At 72.6% G+C, this 16,402-nt stretch carries 12 protein-coding genes; 4 read left to right on the top strand and 8 right to left on the bottom strand.

Features of this window, described 5'->3' with window-relative positions; translation table 11 throughout:
* Window positions 1-18: 18 nt before the first annotated feature.
* From PVK37_RS11860 to PVK37_RS11845, 4 genes are all read right to left on the bottom strand, one after another.
* Window positions 19-1,938 carry a delta-60 repeat domain-containing protein gene (locus PVK37_RS11860; protein WP_275033924.1) on the bottom strand — a complete coding sequence of 640 codons (1,920 nt, stop codon included), beginning with the start codon at window positions 1,936-1,938 and terminating at the stop codon, window positions 19-21.
* A 176-nt stretch (window positions 1,939-2,114) separates the two neighbouring features.
* Window positions 2,115-3,059, bottom strand: a complete 945-nt coding sequence (locus PVK37_RS11855; RefSeq protein WP_275033923.1) for a glycosyltransferase — start codon at window positions 3,057-3,059, stop codon at window positions 2,115-2,117.
* Window positions 3,056-3,901 (bottom strand): phosphatase PAP2 family protein, encoded by an 846-nt coding sequence (locus PVK37_RS11850; protein WP_275033922.1) that lies wholly within the window; start codon window positions 3,899-3,901, stop codon window positions 3,056-3,058. The genes PVK37_RS11855 and PVK37_RS11850 overlap by 4 nt, the downstream gene beginning before the upstream one ends.
* 469 nt (window positions 3,902-4,370) lie before the next feature.
* Entirely contained in the window at window positions 4,371-5,618 is a 1,248-nt protein-coding gene (locus PVK37_RS11845) for a hypothetical protein (RefSeq protein WP_275033921.1), read from the bottom strand.
* Window positions 5,619-5,659: 41 nt separating this feature from the next.
* Here PVK37_RS11845 and PVK37_RS11840 point away from each other — a divergent pair, with 41 nt between their 5' ends.
* On the top strand, window positions 5,660-5,782 hold the full coding sequence (locus PVK37_RS11840; RefSeq protein ID WP_275033919.1) for a hypothetical protein: 123 nt from the start codon (window positions 5,660-5,662) through the stop codon (window positions 5,780-5,782).
* On the opposite strand, the gene PVK37_RS11835 is transcribed toward PVK37_RS11840, so the two are convergent.
* The gene (locus tag PVK37_RS11835) at window positions 5,758-7,227 is read right to left on the bottom strand and encodes a family 16 glycosylhydrolase (protein WP_275033918.1); all 1,470 of its coding nucleotides are present in this window, start codon (window positions 7,225-7,227) and stop codon (window positions 5,758-5,760) included. The genes PVK37_RS11840 and PVK37_RS11835 overlap by 25 nt on opposite strands.
* 392 nt (window positions 7,228-7,619) lie before the next feature.
* On the opposite strand from PVK37_RS11835, the gene PVK37_RS11830 reads away from it, so the two are divergent.
* Entirely contained in the window at window positions 7,620-8,018 is a 399-nt protein-coding gene (locus PVK37_RS11830) for a hypothetical protein (RefSeq protein ID WP_275033917.1), read from the top strand.
* Window positions 8,019-8,104: 86 nt separating this feature from the next.
* Window positions 8,105-9,322: a hypothetical protein gene (locus PVK37_RS11825; RefSeq protein WP_275033916.1), complete on the top strand. Its 1,218-nt coding sequence runs from the start codon at window positions 8,105-8,107 to the stop codon at window positions 9,320-9,322.
* 93 nt (window positions 9,323-9,415) lie between these two features.
* On the opposite strand, the gene PVK37_RS11820 is transcribed toward PVK37_RS11825, so the two are convergent.
* A complete protein-coding gene (locus tag PVK37_RS11820; RefSeq protein ID WP_275033915.1) occupies window positions 9,416-10,042 on the bottom strand; it encodes a helix-turn-helix transcriptional regulator in 627 nt (208 codons plus the stop codon).
* Between the two features lie 459 nt (window positions 10,043-10,501).
* On the opposite strand from PVK37_RS11820, the gene PVK37_RS11815 reads away from it, so the two are divergent.
* Window positions 10,502-13,987: a BTAD domain-containing putative transcriptional regulator gene (locus tag PVK37_RS11815; protein WP_275033914.1), complete on the top strand. Its 3,486-nt coding sequence runs from the start codon at window positions 10,502-10,504 to the stop codon at window positions 13,985-13,987.
* 204 nt (window positions 13,988-14,191) lie between these two features.
* Here PVK37_RS11815 and PVK37_RS11810 read toward each other — a convergent pair whose 3' ends face one another.
* Window positions 14,192-14,893, bottom strand: a complete 702-nt coding sequence (locus PVK37_RS11810; RefSeq protein WP_275033913.1) for a hypothetical protein — start codon at window positions 14,891-14,893, stop codon at window positions 14,192-14,194.
* 14 nt (window positions 14,894-14,907) lie between these two features.
* Window positions 14,908-16,311: a hypothetical protein gene (locus PVK37_RS11805; RefSeq protein ID WP_275033911.1), complete on the bottom strand. Its 1,404-nt coding sequence runs from the start codon at window positions 16,309-16,311 to the stop codon at window positions 14,908-14,910.
* Window positions 16,312-16,402 lie beyond the last annotated feature (91 nt).

The raw sequence follows: 16,402 nt of genomic DNA, 5'->3' as shown, positions 1-16,402 counted from the left end.
GACGGACCGGGCGGTGGATCAGGAGGTGGCGTAGAACAGCGTCGAGCTGGACCAGTCGGTGTCCGTCGAGCCCGCGGAGAGCTGGACCGCGGCGGCCCCGTCCACCGCCGTCTCGTCGAACGGCACCGCCCACAGGCTGCCGCTGCCGAGTCCGAGCAGCGGGCGCACGCCGTAGACGATCTTGCCGCCCACCCAGGTCAGCCCGCGTACCCGGGTCCAGTCCACGCCCTGGCTGGGAATGGTGAACTCGGTGCAGCCGATGGTGGAGCCGTCCGGCTCCAGGTACCGGAAGAAGAGCTTGTTCTGCCCGGACCGGGTGTAGTACATCCGGCCGTCGAGGTAGAACGCGCCGGTCATCGTGGCCGGGGTGAACCAGCTGTTGTAGCCGCTGCTCAGCCAGGGCGCGCCCACCGTACCGCCGGTGAACATCGACACCTGGAGCGAGCTGCCGCTCGGCGCGGCCGGGTCGGTCTTCGACCAGTACAGCTTGTTGTGCAGCGCGAACGCCGCACCCACCGAGGTGAGGTTCGGCTGGCTGACCACCGTCGCGGTGCCCAGGGTCGAGGCCCCGTCGAACGGCACCCGGGTGAGCTGGCCGCTGGTGCCGCCGAGGTAGAGGAAGCCCGGGGTGGTCTGCGGCGCGTTGACCGCCGGGGCGACCCGGCCGCCGGCCAGCGGGAAGAGCGCCATCCGGCCGTGGTACTCGCCGCCGGTGCCGTCGTTGTCGTAGCCGGCGTAGACGCCGGTGCTGCCCCGCCACAGCTCCCAGACGACCGGACCCCAGTTGGTGGTGCCCGACGGCGCGCCGCCCCGGCCCGGGTTCCAGGCCAGCGGCATGCCGTTGATCGGGTCGAGGGCGCCGTAGCCGTACCGGTCGATCGCGCCCGGCCCGGCCTTGTCGTTGCCGTTGGCGTTGTTCAGCCAGCGGAAGTGCCCGGCGACGTAGACCGTGTTGTCGGCCACCTCGACCGAGGTCACCGAGTCGTGGCCGGTGAAGTTGACCCAGGTGCCGTCGATCGCGCTGCCCCGGCTGGCGGTCTCGAACCGGGCGATCGAGTCGCAGTACGCCCCGCTCGCCAGGCCGCCGTCGGCGACGATCACGAAGTAGCTGCCGTCGTCGGAGAAGTCGACGTCCCGGGCGTAGAACGGGAAGGCCGAGCTGCTGCACGGGTGCACGTAACGCTGGGTGCTCCAGTCCGCGACCGTCGGGGTGCCGGCCAGCTCGACCAGCACGACCTGGTTGCGGGGCAGCCCGTTGACCTCGGTGAAGTTGCCCACCGCGACCAGGGTCGAGTTGTCCGGCGTGACGTCCAGACCCCACACCAGCTCGCTGCTGGTCCGGGCCACCGCGGCGTCGATCTGGAAGGTCGCGTCGATCGCGCCGCTGGTGGCGTTCAGCCGGGCCAGCAGCGAGTGGTAGGTGCCGTTGACCCAGTGGAAGGCCCCGGCGATGTAGAGCTGGTTGCCGCGCACGATGGTGCGCCGCACCAGACCGCCGTCACTGCGGCCGACGAAGGAACCCACCGTCGCGCCGGTGGCCGGGTCGAGGGCCACCAGGTTCAGCCGGGCCACCCCGTTGACGTTCTTGAACGCCCCGCCGACGATCAGCTTGCCGTCCGGGTTGACCGCCAGCGCGTGCACCGCGCCGTCGAGCACCGGGGTGAAGTCGGTCTTCAGCGCGCCGGTCGCCCGGTCGTACGCGAAGAGGTAGTTGCGCGCCGTCCAGCTCGCCGCGCCGGGGCTCTTGACCGAGGTGAAGCTGCCGCCGACGTAGACCGTGTTGCCGATCTCGGCGAACGCCTTGACGTCGCCGTTCTGCGCGTGCGGGGTGGTGTCGGCCGGGTTCGCCGAGGTGAGGGTGCTGGCCACCGGGGTCAGTCCGGCGGCGGCGACGGGGGTCGCCACCAGCAGCGTGGCGACCAGGGCCGGGACGGACAACGCGGCGAGCCAGCGGACCGCGGCCGCTCTCCGTTTCGGCCGGGGTGGAGTTCTTTCTGACACTGGGCCCCCAAAAAAGAAATCGAGACAGGCGTAGCTTCCTGCGCCGGGAACCGGCGCGCATCAACCGACCGGTCCGGCCGAGCCGTAGCTCGGCTCGCCCGGACCGCCGCGGATCAGGTGGGGTTCGTCCATCGGAAGGGCGTCACCTCCGTTCGGGCGCTGATCGTCCACCTCGTCGCGAGGGTCAGATCCGCCTCGGTGACCGCGTCCGCCTCCCGGGCCAGGACGAGGTCGCGCCGGTCAAGTTCCCGGGCCATCTCCACCTGGTGGTCGTCGACGTGCTCGCCGTACCGCCGGCGGCGCGGGACGTAGATGGCCCGCTGCCCGGCGCGCAGCGCGGTGAGCGCGGAACCGACCCCGGCGTGGGTGACCACCACGTCGGCCTCCCGCATCGCCTGCTGCATCTCGGCGAACGGCACCTGGCGGCGGGCGTCGGCGGGCATCCGGTCGATCCGCGTCGACCCGACCTGCCAGAGCACCTCCGCGGTGCCGGGAACGATCCGGACCAGCCGCTCCAGCAGGCGGGGGAAGCCGTACTTCTGGGTGCCCAGGGCCACCACGACCCGGGAGACCGGTCGCGTCGTCGGCAACTCGCGGGCGGTGTACGTGTCGAAGATGGAGCCGCCGTACCGCCACCGGTCGTCGGCCCAGCCCGGATACTGGGTGTAGAGGTCGGTGCGGGGCAGCCGGGCGACCAGCCGGCCGGTCAGCGAGGGCCCCACGGTGCGGGTGGCGCTCTCGATGTAGTGGCAGGGCAGGCCGGCGCGGGCCGCCGGCAGGAAGAACGAGGCGGCGACGCTGGCCCCGGTGCTGACCACCCGGCTGAACCGGCCGCCGCGCAGCACCCGTCGGGCGGCGACCAGGTCACGGACCGCGCCGACCAGGTCCCGGCTGGTCGCCGGGGGGACGTGGATGACCTCCGCCCCGTCGAGCAGGGACCGGCTCTGCGGGGAGTCGAAGGTCACCCAGACGCAGTCGTCGCGCACGCCGAGCCGGGGGGCCAGGTCGTGCAGTTCGGCGAGGTGTCCACCGGTGGAGGCGACCAGCAGGGTGGTCACGGACGCCGGTCCCGGCCGCCCGCCGGCACCCGTTCGGCCGGGAAGGTGTCGGGGTCCGGCTCAGGTCGGGCGGTCCGCCCGGTCAGCGTCCAGAGGGCGAACGCCCAGGCGGCGATCAGCAGGCTGCCGAAGATGTACCCGCCGATCACGTCGGTGAGCCAGTGTTTCTCCGCGTACATCCGGCTGTAGCCCTCCAGGGAGACCAGCAGGGCCAGCACGGTCGCCATGGCGATCCGGCCGGGCCGGGAGATCCGCCAGGTCAGGTCGGCCAGCAGGAAGATGGTGCCGAAGGTGAGCATCACCCGGGCGCACCCGCCGGACGGGTACGTGCCGAGGTCGGTCGGCGGGTGCCCCCGGTCCACCACGGTGGCGAGGATCTGCTGGGTGTACTGCTCCAGCAGGTACTGGCCGAGCATCGCGGTGACCGGGATCCACCAGCGACGCTTCCAGAACGGCGCGAACAGCACCGCCGCGACCACGCTCACCACCTTGAGCGGATCGCGGTCACCGAGCGGCGTGTAGAAGTCGTTGATGGCGGCCCAGGTGTCGTGCCGCCGGGCGTGGATGTACTCGAAGACCGGCACGTCCACGCTCGGTTCGAGACGGGACAACGCCTCGCCCAGCGGCCAGCAGATCGTGATCACCGCGGCCGATCCGGCGAGCAGCACGACCACCGCGGCACCCTTCGCGCCGAAGATGCCGACCAGCGCGTTCGCCGCGTCCCGGAGCCGGGTGAGGAACCGGCCCCGCAGCGCCGCCGGCACCCAACGGGTGGCGGCCAACGGCACCAGCAGCAGCGGTACGAGCACCGCGAGCACGGCGAAGAGGTAGATCAGCGCCACGGGCGTCCTTCCTGGCAGGTACCGACGGTCGTCCGGCCCCGATCCGGGCGGGACAGGTGGCGGCAAGCTGACCAGCGACCGTCGTTCCGGCACGGCGAACCGTCCCGGAGCGTCACCGCCCGGCTACCCGGACCACCTCCGGTCGTCGACCGCAGGTGCCCGGCTCATCCCGTGCCCCCACCGGATGCCCCGCCGATCCGGTCACCCGGCGTGTGTCTGCGAACCCACGAATGCCCCGGGAAACCACGATCGAGCGGTGAAACAGTAAAGGAATTCGAAAGGAATCGGTAGGGACGGTCAGCCGATTAAGCGCATGATGGATGGTCCGGGCGGTCGGATTCCGGACAGCTCAACACGGTCGTTCGGTCAGCGCGGTCGTTCGGCGAGCACGGTCGTTCGGTCAGCGCGGCCGGACAGCTCAGCGCGGTCGTTCGGTCAGCGCAGCCGGACAGCTCAGCGCGGCCGTCGGTCAGCGCAGCCGTTCGGCGAGGACGTCCAGCAGGGCCGGGTGCAGCTTCGGGCTCCAGCCTCCGCCACCGGCGGCCAGTTCGGCGGTCCGCAGCCACAGCTCGACCAGGTACGCGTCCCCGACCAGCCGACGCCGGCCCGCGTCCAGTCCCAGGGCCGCGCCGTGCCGGTCGAGCAGGGCGCGCATCCCGTCGGCGGCCTCGGCGGCGGGCCGCCCGGCCAGCGACAGCGCGCTCTGGAAGCCCTGGTGGGCGAGGTCGAAACCGACCGGCCGGTCGCTGCCGCTGTTCTCCCAGTCCCAGGCGATCAGCCGCCCCCGGTGCGTGCCGAGGTTCCACGGCACCCAGTCGCCGTGCCAGTCACCGAACTCCAGGGCCACGTCGCCGTCCCGGGCGACCAGCGCGGCCAGCGCGTCCCGGACCGGGCCCCCGGCGCGTTCCGCCCGCGCGGTCAGGTCGGCCAGGAACGGCGAGCCGCGCAGCGGGCGTACCGGTGCCGGTGGCCCGCCCCGCCGGGCGACCGCCAGCATCGCGGCGAGTTGCGGCTCGTCCGGTCGGCGCAGCCCGCGCACCCCGGGCGGCATCGGCGCGACCACGGTCACCGCCAGGTCACCCCAGTCGACCTGGCCGAGGAGCCGGGGCGCGTCCGGCAGGCCGGCACCGTCGCGGGGCAGGTCGCGCAGCGCGTCCGCCTCGGCCCGGACCATCGCCCGGGTCGCGTCGTTCCACCCGATCTTGGCGTACCCGCGGGGCCGCCCCCGGTCGTCGAAAAGCTGGAGGGTCGGCTTGTGGTGCGGGTCGGGCGGACGGATACCGATCGCGGCGTGCAGCCGACCGCCGAGCAGCGTGGCGAGCCGGTCGACCAGCAGCACCTCGGCCCGGTCCACACCGTCCGGCACGGTGACCGTGAGCACCGGCATCCCGGCCGCTCCGGTCGCGCCCACCCCGGCCAGCAGGCCGACCGCGAGCCGGTTGAGCCGCACCCGGGGCGGACGCAGGGCGTTGTACGCCCAGGTCGAGGCCGCCCCCACCCGGCGGGAGGCGAGCGGCAGCAGGAACCGGGCCCGGTCCACCGACGGCACCACCGCGTACCGCACCGTCGTCGCGCCGGACGACTCCCGGTCACCGCCGCCGTGCCGGTCCCGGGAGACCGACAGCCGCAGCCGCGGATCGGGGAAGACCGCCCGGGTCACCCAGCCGATCCCGTCCTGCCGTTCCCGGGGATCGCTGCCACGCCGCTCCGCCGCCACCTGTGTCGTCCCCTCGCCCGCGTCCGTCCACGGAACGATAGGTGACCGGAGGGTCGCCGGACAGCCGGGTACGCGTCAGCGCGCCGGTGACCCTGGTGCTCGGCAGCAGGGTGCCCGCCGACGCCACCCTGGCCGCGCGTCAGCGCTGCCAGACCCGGACGTAGTCGACCCGGAAGTCGGCCGGGAAGGCCGTCGAGCCGTCCGGGTCGCCAAGCCAGCCACCGACCTGGAAGTTCAGCCGCAGGTTGTACGGCTTGTGGAACACCTCGTCGAACCAGGGCGTGGTGGACCGGTTGCGTTCCCACACCTTCCGGCCGTCGATGTACCAGCGGATCGCGTCCGGCTCCCACTCGGTGGTGTACGTGTGGAACCCGTCCCCGGGGTAGCCGGTCGGGAGGTTGTGCCGCTGGTCCTGCTTGACCGGGCTGTAGTCGTAGAAGATCGCCGTGGTGGCGGCCCGGTGGTACTTGTCGCCGCCGGGCAGCTCGACCACGTCGATCTCGCCCTTGCCGCCGTCCTCCGGACGCAGCCAGAACGCAGGCCACAGCCCCTTGGAGTTGTTCGGCCCGTTGGGCGACTTGGCACGCACCTCGAACCGCCCGTACTTCCAGGAGTGGCGGCCGATGGTGTCCAGGTAGCTCTGGGTGTACTGCCGGGTCTGCGAGCTGCACACGCTGGTCTCGCGCAGCGCACGCAGGGTCAGCACGCCCTCGGCGACGAAGGTGTTCTTCGGGCTGTTGGTGTTGCAGCCCCGGTCGATGTCCCGGGCCTCGTTGGTCCGGTGATTCCATTTGGACCGGTCGATCGACGTGCCGTTGAACTCGTCGGACCAGACCAGCCGCCAGCCGGGCACGTCGAAGCCGGGCGGCGGGGCGGTGGTCGTCGTCGGGCTCGGCGCGGGGCGGCTCGGGCTGGCCGTCGGGCTGGGCTTGGCGGTGGTCGGCGCCACCGTCGGACGGGGCGACGCCGTCGTCGGTACCGGCTTCGGCGCGACCGTCGTCCGGCTCGGGGACGGGGCCGGCCGTCCCCCGCCCTTGTACGTGACCACCAGTTCCGGACGCAGTTCCGGTCGCGAATTGTCCCGGGACGCCCAGTAGATCCGGGTGGCGAGGTCCTGCTGGGTCAGCGCGAACGTGTACGAGCCGTTCCCGGTGATCGCCGCGGAGACGTCCCACTCGTTGTGGCCCTTGTCGACCTGGTTCACCCCGTCCAGGGCCGGTCCCAGGGACGGACGTTCGGCCCAGGTGCCGACGAAGTTCGCCGGACCGGCCGCGAAGTGGGCGAACACCCGGGCGTCGAACGGCTGCCAGGCGTGCACCCGCAGGGTGGCGCGGACGTCCCGGGCGTCGCGCGGCAACGCGGTCAGCGCGAACTCGAGCAACGCGTCCCGGCGGCCGTTCGGGTTGCGGTCACACAGCCGGGGGCAACTCGCCAGCGTCGTCTTGACGCTGTTGTCCCCGTCCTGGACGACCTGGGTCGCGGTGGTGTCCGCGATCGGGTCCACCGTGACGGAGGTGTTCTCGTCGGCGAAGAGCGGCAGCACGGACACCGCCAGCATCACCGTGGTGCCGGCGGCGACCAGCGCGATCGCTGAGCCTCGTCGTATCATCCGATCCCCCGGGTGAGGTCGACTGGAGGTCCTGTCGAGAAGGTAACGGCAGCCGGGCACCGGACGGCCGGAACTTCACCAGCACCGAACCGCAACTTAAGGGTCCGCTAAGGACAGCGCCATCCCGCAGCGGTACGGGACACGGTGACGCCCGTGACACCACACCCGCACCCAAGGTCACGAAGCGCAGGTCAGGGCCGTCGGGTCCGGCACCCCACCGCCGCCCGCCAGCTTCCCTCCAGCGGTACGCCACGGGTCGTACCCACCGGCCGGTCGCCGCCCCGGCCGCAGTGAACGTCCACAGGGGACACGATCATCGCCCTACGATCCTTCTCCTGACGACGACCGCCCTGGCGCGGGACGGAAGGGGGTTCCCGGAGTTGGTGCAGCTGATGATCCGTCGCGCCCAGCAGGACATCGTGCGACGCACGGGGGTGGGCGGGGTGGCCTTCGCGGTCCGGTTCCAGCTCCTGCTCACCGAGGAGGAGCACCGGGAGGCCAGCCGGTACGGGTTCCTCGATTTCCTCGCATCCTGGCCGGAGCGCTGCCCGGCCGGCGAGCAACCATGCGTCACGCCGCGCTGGACCGTCGGGCAACTGTTGGCCGGCGTGGAGTTCGCGCCCGACCAGCATGGTCCAGCAACGAACACGTTCACCCGGTTGCAGAAGGTCCAGCACGCCGAGAACGACGTCCTGTTCGGCTGCAACGTCTTCGGCAAGGCGCTGCGGGACGCCCGGTCCCACCGGGGTGACGAGGTGATCGAACTGCCGATCCCCGGCACGGACGTCTGAAGCGTCCGGGACGTCACGGACGGGCGGCCCCGGACCCGGTCGCCCGTCGGCAGGGTCCGCTTTCCTCTGAAGGGCTTATCGGCGAGGTGAGCGGCAACATCGGCAAGCAGTTCGCGGACTACGTAGGAGACACGGCGATCTCTGACGCCCTGGTGCGGTGGGCGACCGCGCTCGACGGCACGATCAGCTCGCCGTCGCGGCCGCATCGCGCCCGGGGCACCACCGCCGAACTCTTCGAGGTCGCCTACACCGAGGCCGTCACGCCGTACCGTCCCCGCCCGCTGACCCGCAAGTTGTTCGTGAAGGTACTCCCGGTTGACCTGGACAGCCGCGAGCCGGACCGGCACCGGGCGGCGCTCCGGAACGCCGGGGAGTTCCGCCGGCACCTCGCCGGGCAACCGTTCCGTGCGCTTCATCTTCGGGACGGTCGGCAGCTCATGTTTCAGGAACTGGTCAACGGCGGCGGCAAGGTCCGCACCCTGGACGAACTGCGGGGTGACGACCTGGTCCATGCGTACCGGGCGGTGGTGCGCGCCGTCGTCCAAAGGTGGAACGCCGCTGGCTCCCCCCGCAGGAAATCCGGTCAGCCGGTCGAGGAGACCAACCTCGGGGCGTACGTGACAGGGGAGATGAAGGCCGTCGACGCGCTGACCGAAGTACTAACGGTGGCCGGCCGGTTCCGACCGACCGCAAACGATCCACGCCGCCTCGCGGCCGATGGTCGCCCGTTGCCGGACCCGTTACGCCTGTTCGACCCGACGTCGCGGCACCACGCCCAACCGGTCAGTTACTGCGCTGGGCACAGCCACGGCGACCTGCACGGCCGCAACGTGCTGGTGCCCTGTTCGCCCACCGGCGGCTCGCTTCCCGACGACTTCACCCTCGTCGACCTGAGCGCGTACCGATCAAGAGCGCCGCTGGCCCGGGACCCGGTCTTCCTGATGCTGTCCACCGTCCTGCGCTTCCTACCGCAGCTCACCGGGAGTGACGCTGACGCGCTGGCCGGTTACCTGGTCCGCCCCGAACGGGGGCGGCCGCCCACCCTGCGCGGTCCGGCCGCCGGTTTCGCGCAGATCATCCACGAGGAGGGCTTGGCCTACAGCCGACCGGACCGGACGCCCGGATGGTGGATGCAGGCCCGGCTCTCGCTGCTCAGCCAGTCTCTGGTCTGCACCACCTACGACAACCTCGGCCCGGACCGCCGCCGCTGGTGCTTCCGGCTGGCTGCCCTCGCCCTGGCGGCAATCGAAGAGGACGACCGACCGGTCGGCCCCAACCGCCGCCCGACCAGCCTTCCCGGCTAGCTCCACCCCCGGGCCGGCCGGCTTCCACAGCACGAGAGGACCGGGCCGGCAGCGGTGCCTCGCCGTACTCGTAACGCCGCTGGCGGCGGACGGTCAGATCAGGCCCTCGCGGACCGCGTACGCCACCGCGTGCGTGCGGTTGCGGAGCTGGAAGCGGGTGGTGATGTCGTGCAGCACGTTCTTGACGGTCCGTTCCGAGTAGCTCAGCTTGGTCGCCACCTCGCGGGTGTCCATGCCGTCGGCGACCAGCCGCAGGATCTGGCTCTCCCGCGTCGACAGCCCGTTGACGTCGATGCCGCGCGGGGCCAGCACGGTCTGCTGCAACCGGGTGACCTGCTTGACCAGCCGGCCGAGCACGTCCGGTGACATCGCGGCGCCCCCACCGGCGGTACTGACCACCAGCTGCGCCAACTTGTGGCTGGTCGCCTCGACCCGGGAGGCGAGCGCCCGTACGCCCAGCTCCACCGCGGGGATCAGGGTGGTGTCCGACTCGACCGCCGCGACCAGCACGAACCGGCGGCAGCCCAGCCGGCGGACGGCCCGGATCACGTCGAGGGTGTCGTGGTCGAGCGTGTCGGCGGCGACCACGCCGACGGTGTCGGTGGTGACCTGCTGCTCGGTCACCACCTCGATCTCCGCCCGGCCGCGCAGCGCCGCGGTGATGCCGGCGGTGGAGATCGGGTCGGGAGTACGGATGTAGACCTGCGCACGTCCGGTCATGGTGGTTCCTCACTGGTCAGCGCGTGCCTCCGCCACGGGACGCCGGTCGGGTCCGGTTGGTGGACGCGCCGGGCGGCCCCGTGGCGGGGCGGGGTGGGTCGGGGTGGGCGGGTGGAACCAGCAGGCGATGGCGGTCCGACCCGGTCTCAAACGGTAGAGACCACACCCGCGCCGACACTGGAGGCGTACTGGACGCAACCGGCGTCGATGGCCCTGTCCGGGCACAGTGGCGGGAACTGCGCCGATGCCCCTAAGGGCAACCGCAGGCTGGACGGGCACCGGCAGAAACCGGCAGAACCGGTGCCCGGACGGGCCGTCCACGGTGCACCATCGGCAGTTCGATCTCCACTTTGGCTGGTGGCCGGCGTCGCCGATCCTGGTCGTGGACCGGCAGAACCGGCAGAATCGTGGTCTGGCAGAGGCGTCGGGGGCGTCGCCGAGCCGTGACAGGGGAGCCCGATGGGGGAAAACGGGGACGAGTGGCGGCTCCGGCGGTTACGCGCCGGACTGACCCAGGAACAACTGGCGCACCGGGCGGGGATCAGCGTCCGGGCGGTCCGGGACATCGAGCAGGGACGGGTCCGCAACCCGCGCCCGGAGTCGCTGCGGCGGCTCGCCGAGGCCGTCGGCCGTTCCGGTCCGGAACCTGCCGTCCCGGTGCCGCCCGCCCGGTCGCACCTGCTGCGCATCGGGGTGCTCGGCCCGCTGAGCATCGAGGTGGGGGCGGAGCCGGTGCCGCTGGGCTCCGGGCGGCAACGGATGCTGCTCGGGCTGCTCGCCCTGCACCCGGACACGATCGTCTCCCGGCACGAGATCGTCGACGTGCTGTGGGGGCACGACCCGCCGGACAGTTGCCTGAACCTGGTGCACACCTACGTGGCCAGGCTGCGGCGGGTGCTCTCCCGGCCGGACACCGGCGGTACGACCATCGTGCACGCCGGCGGCGGCTACCGCCTCCGGGTCGAGCCGGACCAGCTCGACTCGACCCGGTTCATTACCGCGATCGGCCGGGCCGAGGGCAGCGTCGCCGGTGACCTGACCAGCCTCGACCGACTGGCCGAGGCGTTGGCCCTGTGGCGTGGCCCGGTCCTGGCCGACCTGGGGCCCGGCCTGGCCCAGCATCCGACCGCCGCCGCCCTCAACCGCCGCCGGATCGCCACCGCGGTCACCTACGCCACGCTCGCCGGTGAGCTGGGCCTACCGGACCGGGCGGTACGGGAACTCAGTGCGGTCGCCAGCCACGAACCGCTGCACGAGCAGGTACACGCCCGGCTGATGCTCGCCCTCGCCGCCTGCGGACAGCAGGCCCGGGCGCTGACCCTGCACCGGAAACTGCGCGACCGGCTCGCCGAGCAGCTCGGCGTCGAACCCGGCCCGGAGCTGCGCGAGGCACAGCTGCGGATCCTCCGGCAGGACCTGCCGGTGTTCGGCCCCCGGACCGGCACCGCCACCGGCACTGCCGCCACCGCACGGCCGGCCGAACCGCCGCCGCCGTCCCGGCCGGCCGGTCACCACCCGCCCGCGCAGCTACCCACCGACGTCGCCCACTTCACCGGCCGGTCCCACCAGATCGCCGCGCTCGACGCCATGCTGACCGGGTCGAGCGGGGCCAGCGGGCCGGTGGTCATCGCCACCATCACCGGCATGGCCGGGGTGGGCAAGACCGCCCTGGCCGTGCACTGGGCGCACCGGGTCCGCCGGCACTTCCCGGACGGGCAGCTCTACGTCAACCTGCGCGGCTACTCGACGGCCAGCCCGGTCCGCGAGGGTGAGGCGCTGGCGGGTTTCCTGCACGCGCTCGGCGTACCGGCCGAGCAGATCCCGGTCGACGCGGGTCAGGCCGCCGCGCTGTTCCGCACCATGCTCGACGGCCGGCGGATGCTGCTGGTACTGGACAACGCCGCCACCGCCGACCAGGTGCGACCGCTGCTGCCGGGTACGCCCGGGTGTCTGGCGCTGGTCACCAGCCGGGACCGGCTCTCCGGGCTGGTGGCGGTCGACGGGGCCAGCCGGATCGCCCTGGACGTGCTCACCGGGCCGGAGGCGAGCGCCCTGCTCAACCGGATCATCCCGGCCGACCAGGTGGCCGCCGACCAGGCCGAGATCGAGGAGCTGGCGGAGGTCTGCGCCCGGCTGCCGCTGGCCCTGCGGATCGCCGCCGCCAACCTGATCGACCACCCCGACCAGCCGATCAGCGCGCACACCGCCCGGCTGACCGCCGGCAACCGGCTCGCCGGGCTCCGGGTGGAGGGTGACGACCAGGCCGCCGTCCGGGCCGCCTTCGACCTGTCGTACGCGGCGCTGCCCGGCTCGGCACGGCGACTGTTCCGGCTGCTCGGGCCGGCGCCCGGGGCGGACGTCACGGCAGCGGCCGCCGCCGCCATCGCCGCGGTCGACGAGGTCACCGCCGCGCGGGAACTGGACCGGCTGGCCGCCGCGCACCTGGTGCAGCAGCCCCGCACCGGCCGGTACACCCTGCACGACCTGCTGCGGATCTACGCGGTGGAGCGGGCGGTCACCGAGGACCCGGGCCCGGAGCTGGCCGCGGCCACCCGCCGCCTGTACGCCTGGTGCCGGCGGCGCACCGAGGCCGCCGCCGCCGCGATCTACCCGCAGATGGTGCGCCTGCCGCCGGACGGCGAGCCCGACCCCGACGACCGGGATCCGGGGTTCGTCTCGGCCGGCGCGGCGATGGCCTGGTTGGAGGCCGAACGCGCCAACCTGGTCCGGGTGGTCGGGCACGCCGCCGAGCACGGCGCGGACCCGGCCGCCTGGCGGATCCCCGACGCGCTGCGCGGCTACTACCAGTTCCGGCCGCACAACGACGGCTTTGTGGCGGCGACGCACGCGCTGCGGGCCGCCCAACTCGCCGGCGACCACACCGGCGAGGCGGCGAGCCGGCTCGGGCTGGCCAGCCTGCACCTGCGCCGCAGCGAGTACCGGGTGGGCCTGGAACACGCCACCCGGATGATCGAGGCGGCCAGCCGGGCGGACTGGCCGGAAGGGCTGGCGGCGGCGTACGGCACCTGCGGCCTGATGCACCTGCGGGCCGGACGGCTGGCCGAGGCGGCGGAGCTGACCCGCCGGGCGGTGGGCATCCACGAACGGCTCGGCGGGGACGAACGGTTGAGCAGCAGCCTCGGCAACCTCGGGGTGATCTACCGGGACATGGGCCGGCTGCGGGAGGCGGAGCAGGTCTTCCGGCAGGGTCTGGCGTTGACCCGGCGCACCGGCATGCGGATGTACACCGGGATCGGGCTGAGCAACCTGGGCGAGGTCGAGCATGCCCTGGGCCGGTACGACGACGCCCTGGCCCACCTCGGCGAGGCGCTGACACTGAGCCGGGAGACCGGCTACCGGCCGACCGAGGTGGAGAGTCTGCGCCGGTTGGCGGCCCTGCACCTGCACGGCGGGGACCTGGCCCGGGCGACCGGACTGGCCGATGCCGCCCTGAAGCTGGCCGAGTCGGTCGGCGATCCGGCCCAGCAGGCCGCCGCCCGCAACGTGCTCGGTGCGGCACAGCTACGGCGGGGCAACGACAGCGCCGCGCTGGCCGAGCACCGACGGGCCCTGGGCCTGGCCCGGGCGACCGGGGCGCGCGGGGAGGAGGCCGAGTCGCTGATCGGCCTGGCGGAGGCGCACCGGCGGACCGACCGGGTCGAGGCCCGTGCGGTGGCCGCCTGGGCCCGGGACATCGCCCGCGCCGCCGGGTACCGGGTGTGGGAGGGCCACGCCCTGCTCACCCTCGCCGAGGCGCTGCGCGACGACGACCCGGCGGAGGCGACGAGGACGGCCCGGGACGCGTTGGCGACGCACCGGGAGACCGGCCACCTGCACGGCCAGATCCGTGCCCTGCGGCTGCTCGCCGACCTGGCGGCGGCCGACGACGACACCGCGACCGGGCAGGCCGCGTACCGGCTCGAAGCCGAGCGGCTCACCCGCTGAGCCGGCACGCCGGGCGTCCAGCGGAGGCCCGACGTGTCCCGGCCGCCGCGGGGGGCGACATCGGCCAGCCGCCGGGCGGGGCGACGTGGCCGTCCACAGGGCGGGGCGACGTGGGCCGGCCACCGGGTTGATGGTCACGCCGGTGGCCGGGCGGGACAGAGGTCGGGGCACCGGCCGGGACCGTTCCCGGCCGGTGCCGTCCGGTCACACCAGGTCGAACTCGCGGGCCAGGTACTGGAACTCCTCGACGGTCAGCACCGTCGCCAGGACCTGCTGGTCCTCGTCGGAGATGTCGTCCGCCTCGTCGTCGACCACCCGGGCCAGCGCCGCCCGGGCGGCGTCCGGGTCGAGGTCGGTCAGCGGCTCCGGCGTCGGACCGTCCGGCCCGTCGGCCCACTCACCGTCCGGTCCGTACGGTTGCGCCGGGTCGGTCTGCCCGTCGTAGGACGGGTCGGCGGCGTACGCGGAGTCGACGGTGTCGTACGTCGGGTCGGTCTGTCCGTCGTAGGCAGGGTCGGTCTGCCCGTCGTACGTCGGGTCGGTCGGGTCGTCGTAGGCGGGGTCGGCGTGGTACACGGGGGTCAGCCAGCTCTGCACCACCGCGTCGATGATCCGCGCCAGGTCGGTGGCCGGTTCACCCAGTTCGTCCACGGTGAAGACGTGCACCGGGTCCAGACCGTTGGAGTGCTCGTAGACGGTGGTGTAGAAGTCGGCCAGCCACGCGTTGTCCTGGTACCAGTTCGGGGCGCTCCACGCCTGGCCGAGCAGGTCCGGCAGGGCCTCCCAGGAGGTGTCCGGGTGGGTGGCGAGGACGCGCTGCACGCTGACCGCCGTCCAGTTCACGTAGTGGTACGGCTCCGCCGTCCCCGGCCCGGTGGGGTCGAAGGTCTCCGGGTAGTCGCTCATCTCGTCTCCTCCACTCAGCCGGTCACGACGAAGTAGTCGCTGCTTTCCTTGCCCTCCAGCAGCAGCACCGGGCTGCCGGACGGGTTGACCGTCAGCCGGAGGTTGCCGCTGTTGTGGTGCGCCTTGGACTTCCCCTTGGCACCCGCGTGGCTGGCCCACCAGTCGATCCAGACCTGCGCGCCGGGCTCCCCCTGCCTCGTCCGGACGGACGGGCCGAAGAACAGCTCGGACTCCTCGCCGAACCGGTTCTTCACCGCACTGACGTCGTACTTCTCGCCGTGCTCGCCGACCACGTCCGGGTTGCCCCGGCCGACGTCCAGCACTTCCAGGGAGACGTTGCGGAATCCGATGTACCGCGATCCGTGCTGGTGGATGATCTGCTGCTGCCCGTTGTTCGGCGGGGTGAGGTACGAGACCGTGGTGAACCTCAACAGCAGCAGCACGCGGATCTTGGTGTGGACGGTCCTGCCGACCACCCCGCCGTTCCGCCGGTACTCCAGCCGGAACGCGCTCTCCTGCTCGTCCACCGCGTGCGCGGTCACCCGCTGCTGACCGTCGTCGGCGACGATCGAGTTCGGCCCGTCCAGGTTGGCGAACTCGTGGATCTTGATGTTCTTGTACACCGGCACGTCGGCCGGCATCCGCACCCCCCGGTCGGCCCCACCCAGCTCGACCCCGGTGGCCTTGAAGGGGATCTTCACGGTCTGCTGGACGACCTGGCCGATGGCCGACGGACGGTCGTGCGTGCTCCCGCTCAACGGGGTGATCCGGAAGTGTTTCGGGGTCCGGCCCTCACCGGGGCTGATCTCGAAGGCCCCGTTGCTGTGCACCAGGAACGAGCCGCTGTCGTTGTGGTTCAGGGCGAGGGTGGCGCCCATGACGCTCTTGGCCTGGTGCTGCACCCGGTAGTTGATCCGGAAGTACGGCATGCCCTCGCTCGCCGCCGTGACGTCGAACTCCAGGCTGCCCAGCTCGTTGAACTTGTTGAACGGGTTGCGGCCCCGGCCACTCGGCATCAGCGTGATGCCCAGGTTCGCGATGCCCCACAGCGGGGTCTCCCGCAGGGCCTGGGTCTCCTGCTGGGTCAACTGCTGCCCGTCCTTCGGCACGTAGTCGAAGGTGGTGAAGCGGACCAGCAGGTCGACGCAGACCCGCTTCTTGTCGGTGATCCCGATGCCCCGGCGCAGGTAGCGCAGCCAGTAGACGTGCTGTTTCGACTGGTTGCCCCGGACCATGGGAAGTTGACCGTTCGGGATGGGCACCGGCCTGGTGAGCTGACTGAGCGTCGCGTCGTCGTGGAAGCCGGCGTTGCTGAATCCGCTGACCCGGAACGCGCCGTCGGTCAGGCTCTTGAGCTGGCCGTGGAAGAAGTTGATCAGACCGGCGGTGGTGTTCAGGGCGAGGGCTACTTCTGTCACGGACGTACCTCCGTTCGTTGGCCGCCGGACGGATGACCGACGGTGGTGGCTGGTGTGGGCCCGGCTCGGCACTCCCGGGCGAACGGCCCGG

Source organism: Micromonospora cathayae (genome assembly GCF_028993575.1).
In the GTDB taxonomy this organism is placed as follows: domain Bacteria; phylum Actinomycetota; class Actinomycetes; order Mycobacteriales; family Micromonosporaceae; genus Micromonospora; species Micromonospora cathayae.
Note: the sequence above shows the minus strand (reverse complement) of the source record. Positions and strands in the feature narration are given on the sequence as shown.

Excerpts from the sequence above, each read along its gene's own strand:
- PVK37_RS11835 (WP_275033918.1), bottom strand. The coding sequence starts at position 7,227 with ATGATACGACGAGGCTCAGCGATCGCGCTGGTCGCCGCCGGCACCACG.
- PVK37_RS11830 (WP_275033917.1), top strand. The coding sequence starts at position 7,620 with ATGATCCGTCGCGCCCAGCAGGACATCGTGCGACGCACGGGGGTGGGC.
- PVK37_RS11820 (WP_275033915.1), bottom strand. The coding sequence starts at position 10,042 with ATGACCGGACGTGCGCAGGTCTACATCCGTACTCCCGACCCGATCTCC.
- PVK37_RS11815 (WP_275033914.1), top strand. The coding sequence starts at position 10,502 with ATGGGGGAAAACGGGGACGAGTGGCGGCTCCGGCGGTTACGCGCCGGA.
- PVK37_RS11810 (WP_275033913.1), bottom strand. The coding sequence starts at position 14,893 with ATGAGCGACTACCCGGAGACCTTCGACCCCACCGGGCCGGGGACGGCG.